14 protein-coding genes are annotated in these 12587 nt (G+C 60.9%); 6 read left to right on the top strand and 8 right to left on the bottom strand.

Going from position 1 to position 12587, the window contains the following annotated elements; genetic code table 11:
- Positions 1 to 58: 58 nt before the first annotated feature.
- Positions 59 to 658 (bottom strand): NAD(P)H-dependent oxidoreductase, encoded by a 600-nt coding sequence (locus tag GNP00_RS11450; RefSeq protein WP_166016061.1) that lies wholly within the window; start codon positions 656 to 658, stop codon positions 59 to 61.
- A gap of 90 nt (positions 659 to 748) precedes the next feature.
- Between GNP00_RS11450 and GNP00_RS11445 the strand changes: the two genes are divergently transcribed.
- Positions 749 to 1159, top strand: coding sequence for a winged helix-turn-helix transcriptional regulator (locus tag GNP00_RS11445; protein ID WP_011581458.1), 411 nt, complete (start codon positions 749 to 751; stop codon positions 1157 to 1159).
- A gap of 7 nt (positions 1160 to 1166) precedes the next feature.
- On the opposite strand, the gene GNP00_RS11440 is transcribed toward GNP00_RS11445, so the two are convergent.
- The 4 genes from GNP00_RS11440 to GNP00_RS11425 all read right to left on the bottom strand — a co-directional run bounded on the left by GNP00_RS11440 (position 1167) and on the right by GNP00_RS11425 (position 4636).
- On the bottom strand, positions 1167 to 1559 hold the full coding sequence (locus GNP00_RS11440; protein ID WP_011581459.1) for an acyl-CoA thioesterase: 393 nt from the start codon (positions 1557 to 1559) through the stop codon (positions 1167 to 1169).
- 97 nt (positions 1560 to 1656) lie between these two features.
- The gene (locus GNP00_RS11435; protein ID WP_011581460.1) at positions 1657 to 2562 is read right to left on the bottom strand and encodes an NAD-dependent epimerase/dehydratase family protein; all 906 of its coding nucleotides are present in this window, start codon (positions 2560 to 2562) and stop codon (positions 1657 to 1659) included.
- A complete protein-coding gene (locus tag GNP00_RS11430; RefSeq protein ID WP_011581461.1) occupies positions 2559 to 3374 on the bottom strand; it encodes a glycosyltransferase in 816 nt (271 codons plus the stop codon). Before GNP00_RS11430 ends, GNP00_RS11435 begins: the two co-directional genes overlap by 4 nt.
- Before the next feature lie 41 nt (positions 3375 to 3415).
- Positions 3416 to 4636, bottom strand: a complete 1221-nt coding sequence (locus GNP00_RS11425) for an NAD-dependent epimerase/dehydratase family protein (RefSeq protein ID WP_011581462.1) — start codon at positions 4634 to 4636, stop codon at positions 3416 to 3418.
- Between the two features lie 318 nt (positions 4637 to 4954).
- Between GNP00_RS11425 and GNP00_RS11420 the strand changes: the two genes are divergently transcribed.
- Together GNP00_RS11420 and clpS are read left to right on the top strand one after the other, a co-directional pair.
- Positions 4955 to 5170 (top strand): hypothetical protein, encoded by a 216-nt coding sequence (locus tag GNP00_RS11420; protein ID WP_011581463.1) that lies wholly within the window; start codon positions 4955 to 4957, stop codon positions 5168 to 5170.
- Positions 5171 to 5416: 246 nt separating this feature from the next.
- Positions 5417 to 5722, top strand: a complete 306-nt coding sequence (clpS, locus tag GNP00_RS11415; protein ID WP_011581464.1) for an ATP-dependent Clp protease adapter ClpS — start codon at positions 5417 to 5419, stop codon at positions 5720 to 5722.
- Between the two features lie 407 nt (positions 5723 to 6129).
- On the opposite strand, the gene GNP00_RS11410 is transcribed toward clpS, so the two are convergent.
- The 3 genes from GNP00_RS11410 to GNP00_RS11400 form a co-directional block, all read right to left on the bottom strand.
- Positions 6130 to 6768 carry a hypothetical protein gene (locus tag GNP00_RS11410; RefSeq protein ID WP_041544726.1) on the bottom strand — a complete coding sequence of 213 codons (639 nt, stop codon included), beginning with the start codon at positions 6766 to 6768 and terminating at the stop codon, positions 6130 to 6132.
- A 90-nt stretch (positions 6769 to 6858) separates the two neighbouring features.
- Positions 6859 to 9645 carry an excinuclease ABC subunit UvrB gene (gene uvrB / locus GNP00_RS11405; RefSeq protein ID WP_166016059.1) on the bottom strand — a complete coding sequence of 929 codons (2787 nt, stop codon included), beginning with the start codon at positions 9643 to 9645 and terminating at the stop codon, positions 6859 to 6861.
- A gap of 98 nt (positions 9646 to 9743) precedes the next feature.
- Positions 9744 to 10256, bottom strand: a complete 513-nt coding sequence (locus tag GNP00_RS11400; RefSeq protein ID WP_011581467.1) for a hypothetical protein — start codon at positions 10254 to 10256, stop codon at positions 9744 to 9746.
- A 511-nt stretch (positions 10257 to 10767) separates the two neighbouring features.
- Here GNP00_RS11400 and GNP00_RS11395 point away from each other — a divergent pair.
- The 3 genes from GNP00_RS11395 to GNP00_RS11385 all read left to right on the top strand — a co-directional run bounded on the left by GNP00_RS11395 (position 10768) and on the right by GNP00_RS11385 (position 12398).
- Complete coding sequence (locus tag GNP00_RS11395) at positions 10768 to 10980, top strand: cold-shock protein (protein WP_011581468.1); 213 nt, start codon at positions 10768 to 10770, stop codon at positions 10978 to 10980.
- Between the two features lie 383 nt (positions 10981 to 11363).
- Positions 11364 to 11576 carry a cold-shock protein gene (locus GNP00_RS11390; RefSeq protein WP_011581469.1) on the top strand — a complete coding sequence of 71 codons (213 nt, stop codon included), beginning with the start codon at positions 11364 to 11366 and terminating at the stop codon, positions 11574 to 11576.
- A gap of 189 nt (positions 11577 to 11765) precedes the next feature.
- Complete coding sequence (locus GNP00_RS11385; protein ID WP_011581470.1) at positions 11766 to 12398, top strand: BA14K family protein; 633 nt, start codon at positions 11766 to 11768, stop codon at positions 12396 to 12398.
- Positions 12399 to 12587: the final 189 nt, after the last annotated feature.

The raw sequence follows: 12587 nt of genomic DNA, 5'->3' as shown, positions 1-12587 counted from the left end.
CTCCTCCGGCTGGCAAGCCGGAGGAGGCGGGGGCAAAGATGAACCTGCGGCAAATACGTTACGCTGCCTGTGCTTCCTCCGTGCTGGCCGCGCGTGCGGCCTTCAATGCTTTCCCCCACCAGATGAACTGGTCGAGCATGCCGTTGGCTCCCGCATTCAAGTGCGCCATTTCGGAAAGCGTCTTTTCGCCACGCAGCACCGCCATGAAATCCGGCAGCAGAATATGAACGGCAGACCGAATCGGCGCCATCTGCAGCTCGATTGCATTGAGCCGGAGTTGTTCCACGGCGCGCGTTCCGCCCGTTCCGCCGTAGCCCACGAAGGCGGCAGGCTTGTTGTTCCATTCGCTATAGGCGCAGTCCAATGCGTTCTTCAAAACAGCGGTCGGCCCACGATTATACTCCGCCGCGGTAAAGATGAACCCGTCAAGGGAGTTGATCTTCTTCTGCCACCGCTGAGCAACTGCATTGGGCGAAGGACCATAGGCGGGAGACGTCGCGTCCTCGAAGAAGGGCAGCGGATAGTCACGCAAATCGATCAATTCCACATCGAGCTCGTTTCTTTCACGAGCCAGGTCAAAAATCCATTGGGCCGGTTTGTCCGCAAAGCGGCCCTCGCGCGTCGATCCAACAATAATTCCCGTCTTCAGCTTTGACACTATTCCGTCCTCGTTTCATGATTGGCTAGTATCGGAAGGATACTCACGCTATATTGGAAACCTGTGCCGGTCGCACAAGGAGGCACTTTTTTGAAACCTGGTCACCTACAGTCAACCATTGATGCCGATGCCGCGCCGGTTGTGGACAGGGAAAATTCGGATGCGTGCCGGCCCATCAGCGAACTCTTGAGCCTTGTCGGCGATAAATGGACGATGCAGGTCGTGAAACACCTCGGCAACGGCACCATGCGCTTTAACGAGCTGCGCCGCGCAATCGACGGCATCTCGCAGAAAATGCTGACGACCACGCTGCGCAACCTGGAGCGCGAGGGCTTCGTCACCCGCACCATCTATCCGACGATCCCCCCGCGGGTGGATTATCGCTTGACCGATCTCGGCAATGAGCTGCTGATCCCCATCCGGGCGCTTGCGGAATGGGTAAGCGAAAATCGCTATCGCATCCAGGAAGCTCGGACCCGCTTCGATCGCAATAACGGCTGATACGGGATCAGAACTCGGGCGGCACCGGTGTCGGCCGGCCGGTCCCGTCAAGCGCGACCATGACGAAGTCCGCCATGGTGACCAGGTCCATGACGTCGGACAGGTAACGCTGTGCCCATGCCTCCACCTTTAGCGTGATAGAGGTGCGGCCAACATTCGTCACCTGGGTATAGACACAAAGCGTATCACCGACCTGAACCGGCTTGCGAAAGTGCATTTCCCTGACGGCAGCCGTCACGACGCGCCCGCGCGCCCGTTCCGCTGCCCTAATGCCGCTTGCCAGATCCATCTGCGACATCACCCAGCCGCCGAAAATGTCTCCGGCGGCATTGGCATCTCCGGGCATCGCCTGGGTGCGAATCGTAAGCTCGCCCCGCGGGGCGGCAGAGGTTTCAGCCATAAGAATTTCCTTGTTTTCAATAGTTTGCGCGAAGATTCGGAATCAATCCCTCAAAATCCTGACTCAATTTCTGAAGCAGTAAAATCACATTCCGCTGTCACTGCCGTGTCAATGCCGCTGAAAAACCTGCCACCGTCTCTTCCAGACGCGCCAGACCGCCTGGCTGCCAGCCCAACGAACGCAGGCGCTCCGTGCGCATGGCGTTCACCGCCTGCTTGTCTGCCCTTGGAGGAAGCGGATGGACGCTGCCAGTCCCTTTCTGAACCATGGCGAGAAGATCGTGCCGGTCGACAAGGATATCCGAAACGTTGAGGTTGAAGGGGGGCGGATCCCGCATCTCCAGCACAAGCCGCACCGCCCGGCCCACATCCTGCCCATGCACCTCAGTGGCTATGCGAGAGTCAATCGCCTGCCCGGCCATATAGTTCTCGAACAGGTCCGCCCATTTGTGCCGCCTCCCTTTGCCGGCAGGCCCGTAGACGCCGGTAATGCGCAGGCTGACACCATGGAAAGACGGCGCACCAAGACCGGCCAGGGCGCGCTCAGCCTCAAGCTTCACTTGTCCGTAGAGCGTATCCGGGCGGGCCTCATCCTCCTCGCCGAGCAATGTCCCCGCAGGCTGTGTCCCATAGACAGCCCGGCTCGAGAGGAACGCGACGCGGCGAACGCCTGCCGCCTTCGCCGCCTGAAAAAGCGCAATGCTGCCGTCGAGATTGCGCCGGCGGAAGGCTTGCGGATCGGTACCCTCGCCGCCGCGGTATTTTCCCGGCAAATGGTCGAACGCGCCATGAACGAAGAAATCCGCCCCTTGGAAAAGCTCGGGCGATGCCCCGGCTGGCTCAAGTGACAACGGCAGAAAGCTCACCGGCCCGGAAAAAAACCCTTTCGACGGTGGATGGCGCCCCATTACCGTGACCTGGTGGCCGGCCGCTAAAAGTTCCTCGACGATGAAGCGGCCGACATAGCCTGTTCCGCCGGAAACAAAGCTGCGCGTTGCGCTCATGGCTTCAGCGGATTGGCCAGCAATCCGGCCTCGGGAATGTCTTCACCGGAATAATAGGAATGCCAGAGGTCAATCAGCGGCTTCAGCGCCTCCGCCTTGGCGTGATCCCTCTCCCACGGCTTTTCATACTGATAATGAACCACCGAGACCGAGTTCCAGTCCCAAAGCTCCGGCAGATTGAACCAGACATATTGGAGCATGTTGAAAAAGACGGGCAAGCCATGCCAGTCCGGGAAAAATGTCTGCAGAAAGGTTTGGTCCGTGCGGCGCCAGAATGCGTCGGGCTGGTCAAGGACGGAGAGCATGGCCCGAAAGGTTTCAGCCGACGGCCGCGCTACGAAAACCCCGGAATTGAGCCGGTGGAAATCCTCAAGGCTTTCATAGACATTGGGCGCGGCGGAGAACTCGGGATAGGAAAACAGCCGGTCGATGTTGCGGATGACGATTGCATCGGCGTCGATGAAGACCACGCGCTTATATTGCGTGAGCTGCCAAAGGCGCAGCTTTGCGAAATTATCGAGCGGCGTGTGGAAGGCAGGCTTGTTGCCTTTGGTAAAAGGGGCGTTCGAATGAAGCCGCGCGCGCTGATGGCGCTCGTTGAAGGCCGCGGAAGTGGGAAGGAGCTCCGCCTGGAGCAGCAGCGCGCCGAGCCTGCCAAGCGGCGCCAATGCAGCCGCATCCACCCCTCCGGTATGCATCACCACGATTTCGGCGGACGTATTCGTGCGCTGAAGGGAACGCACCAGCGCCGTTGCGCCCATCGCATAGTCGGCATTGGTGACGAGGGTGACGTAGGCGTATTCCTTAGCCATTGGGCAAAGCAGAACGTTCTTTCACCACCCTCGACCCGCCCTCACCCGACGCTTTTCAGCCGCTTGCCTTCCGGGTCGCGTTCGAGCGTAGGCGCCAGGTCCTTGGTCCAAGCCGAGACGCAAGGGATTCGGCTGCGGTCTACGCGGTAAGCAAATTTCTTCGCCACGTCGACCACCTCGGACAGCAGCCCCTCCGCCAGGGTTGTCGGATTGAGGCCGAGCTTAAGGAATTGCTCGTTCTCCACCACCAGATCGTTCTCCGGCGCTTCCTTGCGGGGGTTGGGAAGATAGGCGACCTTGGCCCCGGTCATGCGGGCGATAAGCTCGGCCAGATCGCGGACCCGGTGCGTTTCCGTCATCTGGTTGAAGATCTTCACGCGGTCTCCCCGCTTCGGAGGATTCGTCAGAGCAAGCTCAATGCAGCGTACGGAATCCTGAATGTGGATGAACGCTCTGGTCTGCCCGCCGGTACCATGCACAGTGAGCGGATAACCGATCGCCGCCTGAATGAGGAACCGGTTGAGGACGGTGCCGTAGTCCCCGTCATAATCGAAGCGGTTGATAAGCTGCGCGTGCAGCTTGGTTTCCTGCGTATGGGTGCCCCAGACGATGCCCTGATGGAGATCGGTGATCCTAAGGCCGTCATTCTTGGCATAGAACTGGAACAGGAGCTGATCCAGGCATTTGGTCATGTGGTAAATGGAGCCTGGATTGGCGGGATAGAGGATTTCCTGCGTGGCCGTTTCGCCCGAAAGCGTCTCGACGCCGACCGGCAGATAGCCTTCGGGGATGGCCGCGCCGACGCTCGAATATCCGTAGACGCCCATCGTGCCCAAATGCACGAGATGCGCATCGAGCCCGACCTCGACCAGCGCATTCAGGAGGTTATGGGTTGCGTTGACGTTATTGTTCACCGTGTAGTTCTTGTGGCGGTCGCTCTTCATCGAATAAGGCGCTGCGCGCTGCTCGGCGAAGTGAATGACGGCGTCCGGGCGATGCTCGGCAAGCCAGCGCTTCAGGATCTCATAGTCCCCCGCAAGATCGATCAAATGGAAACGAATGCGACGACCCGTTTCCTGGTGCCAAATTCGCGTACGCTCCTGAATCGAATCCATCGGCGTCAGCGATTGCACGCCGAGTTCGGTGTCTATCCAGCGACGGGAGAGATTGTCGAGGATATGGACTTCATGGCCTCGTGCGGAAAGATGGAGGGAAGTCGGCCAGCCGACAAATCCGTCGCCGCCGAGAACAGCAATCTTCATCGAATCGAACCTCTATCGCCAATCATTAGGCGGCTTATCCGCTATTTGTGACAGGAATTCTATGCCTCTGCTTGCGGGGTTGAAAAGCGAAGCTTCGAGCCGCCTCAAGCACGGATTGCGAATAGGCGAAAAACTAATTGATGCTGAGACGCAACACTTCCAGCATTTTTGCGCTTGACGTACTTACGCGGCGAATCAACCTTCATCCATCCGCCATAATTGTGCATCATTGTGCAGAGATGCCATCCCGTGAGAGGAAAAAGGCGGTGCGCGCCGCCGAAGAGGCGAGAAGCGCGCCAGACAGGGAAGGAGACGGATATGCTTCCGTCAAATGCAGCCGGCAATGGCGTCTATGACGCCAAGGACATGGCGGAAATTTGCAGTGCGGTGGAAGCTGTGTGCGAGGAGCTCGGCATCGGGCGCGCGGATATCGCGAGCCGCGAGCGCGTGGCAAGCAATGTCATCCGCTCCTGGACCCTGGGCCGTCGCACACCGCTCGGCCTCGTCAACGCCGGGCTGGAAGGCGCCGCCTGACACCAAAGCATTGAACTTCAGTTGGAAAGGCTGCGGAACCGCTCAACACTCCGTAGCTGTTCTGATTCCGGCGGCAACGGATTGTGTGATTGCGGCCATCGGTGACTTCACGGCTGCCGACCCCGAAAATCGCCATACCGTCGTTCGCCTGGACTTTAGGCCGGACGTCGTGTTCAAATCCAAGAACCGCAGAGGGTAAATTTCAGCGGCAGTTAGCGTGATCCATCACTCCGCACGGAGTGCTTCATGAGCGACATCGTCCTGAAGCCACGCACCAAGACGAAGCCGAAAGTCGACAAGCCGAAGCTTCACAAGGTGATCCTCGTCAACGACGATTTTACGCCCCGCGAATTCGTCGTGCGGGTGCTGAAGGCGGAATTCCGGCTGAATCAGGATCAGGCATACCGAGTCATGATCACCGCACACCGGCGCGGAACCTGCGTCGTCGCCGTTTTCCCCAAGGATATTGCTGAGACGAAAGCAACGCGTGCGACGGATGCAGGCCGGAAAGCGGGTTATCCGCTGCTCTTTACCACCGAGCCGGAGGAATGACCGCGCCCGGTGATACATTTAGAAATAAATTGGGATCTTTTGAAATTTTTGAGGAAACATCCGAATTTTTTGATATGAGATTTTGTGAGGGTGCCCGCTGACTGCATCGCGGCCCCTCTCTGCCTGCTAATCCGCAAGGCAGGCAGGAGTGCCGTTACAGCCCCCGCCAAGGCCAGACGGCGCAAGACTGCCGCGGTCCTCGTCTTCCCCGGGCCCCCTCGGGTCGCCGAGACGCGGCGGGCCCGCAGCCCACGCCCAATGAGGTTGCGGGACTGGGGCCGCGCCTTTCATAATCCGCTTGGAATGAAGGCGCGGTCCTCTCATTTCGACCCGCTGCGGTTTCTGAAGCTGGATAATTTCGCGCAATTTCGACCGGAAAAGCGGCCACCACCTCTCCTCAAACTGCTTTAATACCTGATCCTGATCCCAATCGTGTTGGCATTCGCACCCTCGCGCATGCCGCCGAACAGACCGCCGGCGCCGGAGCGGTGATGCAGCCGATAAACCAGGTCGATATTGGGCTGCCTGTTGAGACGAAACGAGAGTTCCGGTCCGAGGTAGCCGAGGAACCGCGCCGAACCACTATGGATTTGCTCGCGCATACTCTCGATGGCGAGCCTTTCGGAGATAAGGCTGAAGCCCGCGGTCATGGCCGGGACGATTGTGAAGTCACCGAGAGGCAGCCCAACATACTCCACCCTTAGGCCAGCCCAAGCCTCCGCCGAGGAAGCGCTTCCGCCGCCGAAGCGGTAGCCCCCGCCGAGTTCCCAGCCCAAGACGAATTTCAAAGGGAGTCTGTGCCAGTTTCGCGAATAGGCGGCCCCGAGGAAAACTTCGCCCGAGGACGGCGGAACCCTCCATGGCAAAGAGTTGCGCAGATCGACGGACGTAAAGGCACCACCGAAAAGGAGCATGCTCTCGCGACCTGCCGGCGCGGAAACACCTTCTTGCAGGCTCTTGCCTGCTTTGGCGATATCCAGGAGGGCGGCGTTTGCCGGCGAAAATGATGCCAGCCACAGCGCAAGGAGAAGAGAAAACCGCGGCATTTAGCTTTCAAAAGCAGCATCGTGGAACGCCGCGGCAGGATTGAGAAATCAACCGGGAGTTATGCGCCCCCGAAGGGGGGCGCCGCGCGCCTACTGCCCGGGCCTGCCGGTCTTCCGTGACCGGCGCTTACGCTGGCGCTCGTCGGCCGGATCCTCGTAGGAACCTGCGCCGACCTTGCTCCGGCGGGGCGCGATGAGATCCTCGTCGGGAGGCGTGGCCGGCAGCGTCTTGCCGACCGGCTTCTCCGTGCGCCGCACGGTCATCTCGTCCAACGAGTTCTTCCGGAAGAGGGTCTGGCCAGCGGGAACCGCGTGGGCTCCCGAACTGCCCATCTCGTCCAGTTCCGGCTTGCGGAAGAGAGGCCTATCCGGGCTGCCTTTCGGCGACGCGGCAGAGCCCCTGCCCTTTGCGGCCTGACGGCGGCGGTCCCGCGTGTTCTCCACGCCCGCGTCGCGCGACATGGGGTCGTCCAGAAGCGCAAGCTCCGTCTCCCGCAGGCGCTTGATCTCGTCGCGCAGGCGGGCCGCCTCCTCGAAATCGAGGTCGGCGGCGGCATCCCGCATGGCCTTCTCAAGATATTCAAGATGGGCCTGGAGATTGTTGCCGACGAGATTGTTCAGGTCGTCGCCCTTGGCGCCGCCGATCTCGGCGCGCACGTGGTCGCGCTCGTAGACGGAGCCGAGGATGTCGCCGATGTTCTTCTTGATCGATTCCGGCGTGATGCCGTTCGCCGCGTTATATTCGAGCTGCTTCTCACGGCGGCGGTTCGTCTCGGCGATCGCGCGCTCCATCGAGCCGGTGATGTGATCGGCATAGAGGATGACGCGGCCATCGACATTGCGCGCCGCGCGGCCGATGGTCTGGACGAGCGAGGTTTCAGAACGCAGGAATCCTTCCTTGTCCGCGTCCAGAATTGCGACGAGGCCGCATTCCGGAATATCCAGGCCCTCACGCAAAAGATTGATGCCCACCAGCACGTCGAAGGCGCCGAGGCGGAGGTCGCGGATGATCTCGATGCGCTCCAGCGTGTCGATGTCGGAGTGCATATAGCGTACGCGGATGCCCTGCTCGTGCAGATATTCGGTAAGGTCCTCAGCCATGCGCTTCGTCAGCACGGTGACGAGGGTTCGGTAGCCAGCTTTGGTGGTCTCCCGGATCTCGCCCAGAACGTCGTCGACTTGGGACTTGGCCGGACGAATCTCGACCGGCGGATCGATAAGGCCGGTGGGGCGGATGACCTGCTCGGCGAAGACGCCGCCCGACTGCTCCATCTCCCAATTGCCGGGCGTGGCCGACACCGCGACGGTGAGCGGGCGCATGGCATCCCATTCCTCGAAGCGCAGCGGCCGGTTGTCCATGCATGACGGCAGGCGGAAACCATACTCGGCAAGCGTGGCCTTGCGACGAAAGTCGCCCCGGTACATGGCGCCGATCTGCGGCACGGTGACATGGGATTCGTCGACAAAAACGAGCGCGTTGTCCGGCACGTATTCGAAGAGCGTTGGCGGCGGCTCGCCTGGATTGCGTCCGGTGAGATAGCGCGAATAGTTCTCGATCCCGGCGCAGGAGCCGGTGGCCTCCAGCATTTCGAGATCGAAGCGCGTGCGCTGTTCAAGACGCTGGGCTTCCAGCAGGCGCCCGGCTTTTTCCAGCTCCACGAGGCGCAGCTTCAGCTCCTCCTTGATTTGCCGGATGGCCTGATTGAGCGTGGGGCGCGGGGTGACGTAATGCGAGTTGGCGTAAATCTTGACCGACTTGAGGTCGTCGGTCTTCTTGCCGGTGAGCGGGTCGAACTCGGTGATAGCCTCGATCTCGTCGCCGAAGAGCGAAATGCGCCAGGCGCGATCCTCAAGGTGGGCCGGGAAGATCTCGATCGTGTCGCCGCGCACGCGGAAGGAGCCGCGGGTGAAATCGGCGTCGCGGCGCTTGTATTGCTGTTCGACGAGGTCGGCCAGAAGCTGGCGCTGGTCGAGCCGGTCGCCCACCGCCATCTGGAAGGTCATGGCCGTGTAGGTCTCGACCGAGCCGATACCGTAGATGCAGGAAACGGAAGCGACGATGATGACGTCGTCGCGTTCGAGCAGGGCGCGAGTGGCCGAGTGGCGCATCCGGTCGATCTGCTCGTTGATGGAAGATTCCTTCTCGATATAGGTGTCCGAACGCGGGACGTAGGCCTCCGGCTGGTAATAGTCGTAATAGGAGACGAAGTACTCGACCGCGTTGTCCGGGAAAAAGGACTTGAACTCGCCATAGAGCTGGGCGGCCAGCGTTTTGTTAGGGGCGAGGATGAGCGCCGGGCGTTGCGTCTCCTCGATCACCTTGGCCATGGTGAAGGTTTTTCCACTGCCGGTGACGCCCAGCAGCACCTGCGTGCGCTCGCTGGTGCTGATGCCCTCGACCAGATCGCGGATAGCTGTCGGCTGGTCGCCCGAGGGCTTGAATTCCGTCGCCATCCGGAAGGGGATACCACCCTCGGATTTTTCCGGCCGCGGGGGGCGGTGCGGCACCCAGGCGGATTTCAGGTTGGGGTCGCCGCCCTCGATAAGGTTCGACAGTGCCGCGACGGTGGCCGTAACGCCACCAGGGGCGATCCGCTCCGCCTCCTCAAGTGTAACATCCAGGCCCGCGATGGGCATCAGCCCAGCGGCCGCGCGATCGCGCGCCGAGGCAGCGCCTCCCATTGAGGTGCCGCGGCCGGTTCTGCCCGGCGCCGCGGAGCGCTCGGGAATCTTCTTTCGTGGCTTGGCCGGCTTCTCCGCCTCACGCGCGATATCGGCCGCCCAATCGGAAATGGAAGCGGAAAGCGGCGTGCCTGACAGCGGGGGCTGGGGTGACTCACGGAAGCCACCGGTATTCTTTCTCGGAGAGTTGGCCATGGCGACGAATATGGAGGTTGGCGGCGCAAATGGAAAGGGGCAGGAGGCCGAGCAGGAAACTCCATGCCGCTGCTGCTGACAGGAGGCTGTCAGGAAGGTCAGCAGCCGGCGAGCGCCTGGGCGATCACCTCGCCCGATCCTTGAAGCGGGAAGCGGGCAAAGGTTTCGTAGGGCGAGTCGGTTTCGCCATTCGGCGCGGACGTAACGTCGAAGAAGAGCGTAAGCTCGGCGCCTCGACGGATTGCCGCAAGCAGATCAGGGTCGGGATCTGCCATAAAGCCCTGCTCTGCGGTCCCCTCCCCGAACAGCACGACGGCATCATCCGATCCGGCTGCAACCAACGGGAAGGTGCTGCCATCAACCTCCGCCTCGATGCGGCGAGGCTTGTAGAAATAGTCGTCCGCACCCTGCCCGTCAGCCGTCAGAACAGGACCGTTGTCGGTGTAGACGGCAAGGCGGTAAGGCTCTCCGCAGCCGATCTCCAGCCGATAGATGTTGCTGTTGCTCTCTGACGGTGCAGCGAAGGCAGCGCCGTGCTCCAATTTCCAGGAGCTCTCCTGGGCAGCAGCGGTATCGGGAAAAACGATCAGGAGAATGAGAGGGAGGATCATGGGATCACCGTTGTCTTTCGCCGGGGCTGCACGTCCCACATGCGGTGCTTATGCTCCAATATCCTTGGGCCGAAGGAAATGTGTAAGCTGTGCACGCTCAAAGTCCAGATCCCACCATGACACATCAGGCTCTAAGCGTGCGAGCGCTGCGGTTGGAATTTCAGGTCCTGTAGCGTAGTTCGCGCCCAACACTGCGGCGCGCGCCCTCGCCCGCGCGGGCCAATGGACAGGCGAAATCGTCCAGCGAGGCGTCCTCGCAGCCCGCTTCGCATGACCCAGCGGCGGTGTGCCGTTCCGGCACAGTCATCAGGATCAACGAGGGCCATCGACGCCGCCTTCTTGCTTAGGAGATGTTTTCATGCGATAAGGTGAAACGCCCGGGGATTGCAGACCCGGAGAACTGGACGCTTTTTTGGACGACCTTTTCCCGACATCATAACTCGCGGCGACGGCGAACCTGTGCACGTCGCACAGACGCCATTACTTAAAATGGGAAAAGGAGTTTCCCCCCATGGCCCAGACTGGCACCGTTAAGTTCTTCAACGCCACCAAAGGCTTCGGCTTCATCACCCCCGACAACGGACAGAAAGACGTTTTCGTCCACATTTCCGCGGTCGAGGCCTCCGGCATGCGCTCGCTCGTCGACGGCCAGAAGGTTTCCTTCGATGTAGAGCCGGACCGTATGGGCAAGGGCCCGAAGGCGGTGAACCTTTCGGCGGCGTAAGCGGCCCGCCGCTTCTGCGGCGATCGATGATATGCGGCGCGGCGGGCAACCACCGCGCCTTTTCTTTGCGCGGTCGGCCCAAGAATTCGAGCGTCGAGTAACCCGGCCGGGGACCCACGGGCCTTGCCGATCCAAAACTTTCTCTTGCCGGAACTGTGAAAATGAGGGAAACTTTTGGTCGTTCGGGCATTTGCCGGCCCGGAGACTGGAATAGCATGCCCCGGCACAGGCTTCCGGGAAGTCGCGTGTCACAAGAAATCCGGCAGGGATCGCGCGCGAGCTGACTGTTTCTTCTCCCCCAGTAAACGACCGAGACACTTGGGCCATAGGCCGAAAACCATGGTCCGCAGACTTTGATGACCGGGAGAAAAGGATCCCTTCCAATGCCCCAGAGCGGTACCGTAAAGTTCTTCAATCATGCCAAAGGTTTCGGCTTCATCACGCCGGATGATGGCCAAAAGGACGTGTTCGTCCACATTTCGGCCGTGCAGGCTTCCGGCTTGCCTGGTCTGGAGGACGGCCAAAAGGTCACCTTCGATACCGAGCCGGACAAGCGCGGCAAGGGACCGAAGGCTGTTAATCTCACAATCGGCTGACCGGTAAGAGGCCGCGGACGGCAGCCCAAAAAGGTTTCAGCGCCGGCTTTCGAGCCGGCGTTTTTGTTCACGGCCCACCCACGGCGATGTGAATGAAAGTGCAGTTGGACGCCCCCATTCCAGCCCTCTTTCCGAATCCATATCCGGCCTCCACCGCGCGGTCCTAGCCGCGCGAAAAAGGAGATGGATATGAATCGTTTTATGAAGAATGCTGTTTTATCTACTGTTATTGCTGCTACCGCCCTTTCGAGCCTCCCCGCCGAAGCGGCAAGGCGTCACCGCGGCGATGCCCTTGCGGCTGGTCTTGCAGGCGTGGCGATCGGCGCGATTGTCGGCGGCGCGCTTGCGCAGCCGCGCCCCCAGCGCGTCTATATTGACCCGCCTGCACCGGTCTATGTTCGACCCAGCTATGCTCCACCCCCATATTATTACCAGCCCGTCCCGGTAAATCCCCGGCCAGCCCTGGGTTATGATCCGGCACCTGCCGTAGAGATCGTGGAGTATTATCGGCCAGCGCCGGTCTACCGGCTGCCAGCCCCAATCTATCGGCCGGCACCCACTTACCGAGTGGTGGAATATTATCAGCGCCCGGCCTACCGCCGGCCTATCCCGGTCTATCGCGCTCCTGCTCCGGGCTACCGAACGGTGGAATATCTGCAGCAGAGGCCATTCTATGGCCGGTCGTCGCCCGCCTACCACGGCCTGACGCCCTGGACGCGCGATTGGTATACCGCCTGCAGCCTCCGCTACCGCAGCTTCGATCCGCGGTCGGGCACCTTCCTCGGCTATGACGGCCGCCGGCATTTTTGCCGGGCCGGTTGAAGTCGCACACCACTTAAGAGTGGCCCTTCCGGGGGCCACTTCTTCATTCACCTTCTTTTACATCGCCGCGCATTCTTTCAAGTACGCCGCAAGTCTACTTTGCCAAGAACCGATTCAGCCCCTGGCCGGTGCGCTGGACCACGGGAAAAAGGCAACCGGCCCACATCCTGCCGCGTTTATCGTTCAGAT

Origin of the sequence: Chelativorans multitrophicus (assembly GCF_011317445.1) — a bacterium.
Lineage (GTDB): Bacteria > Pseudomonadota > Alphaproteobacteria > Rhizobiales > Rhizobiaceae > Chelativorans > Chelativorans multitrophicus.
The sequence above is the reverse complement of the archived record's forward strand: the minus strand, read 5'-3'. Positions and strand labels throughout refer to the sequence as shown.

Excerpts from the sequence above, each read along its gene's own strand:
- GNP00_RS11440 (WP_011581459.1), bottom strand. The coding sequence starts at position 1,559 with ATGGCTGAAACCTCTGCCGCCCCGCGGGGCGAGCTTACGATTCGCACC.
- GNP00_RS11435 (WP_011581460.1), bottom strand. The coding sequence starts at position 2,562 with ATGAGCGCAACGCGCAGCTTTGTTTCCGGCGGAACAGGCTATGTCGGC.
- GNP00_RS11430 (WP_011581461.1), bottom strand. The coding sequence starts at position 3,374 with ATGGCTAAGGAATACGCCTACGTCACCCTCGTCACCAATGCCGACTAT.
- GNP00_RS11425 (WP_011581462.1), bottom strand. The coding sequence starts at position 4,636 with ATGAAGATTGCTGTTCTCGGCGGCGACGGATTTGTCGGCTGGCCGACT.
- GNP00_RS11420 (WP_011581463.1), top strand. The coding sequence starts at position 4,955 with ATGCTTCCGTCAAATGCAGCCGGCAATGGCGTCTATGACGCCAAGGAC.
- clpS (WP_011581464.1), top strand. The coding sequence starts at position 5,417 with ATGAGCGACATCGTCCTGAAGCCACGCACCAAGACGAAGCCGAAAGTC.
- GNP00_RS11410 (WP_041544726.1), bottom strand. The coding sequence starts at position 6,768 with ATGCCGCGGTTTTCTCTTCTCCTTGCGCTGTGGCTGGCATCATTTTCG.
- uvrB (WP_166016059.1), bottom strand. The coding sequence starts at position 9,645 with ATGGCCAACTCTCCGAGAAAGAATACCGGTGGCTTCCGTGAGTCACCC.
- GNP00_RS11400 (WP_011581467.1), bottom strand. The coding sequence starts at position 10,256 with ATGATCCTCCCTCTCATTCTCCTGATCGTTTTTCCCGATACCGCTGCT.
- GNP00_RS11395 (WP_011581468.1), top strand. The coding sequence starts at position 10,768 with ATGGCCCAGACTGGCACCGTTAAGTTCTTCAACGCCACCAAAGGCTTC.
- GNP00_RS11390 (WP_011581469.1), top strand. The coding sequence starts at position 11,364 with ATGCCCCAGAGCGGTACCGTAAAGTTCTTCAATCATGCCAAAGGTTTC.
- GNP00_RS11385 (WP_011581470.1), top strand. The coding sequence starts at position 11,766 with ATGAATCGTTTTATGAAGAATGCTGTTTTATCTACTGTTATTGCTGCT.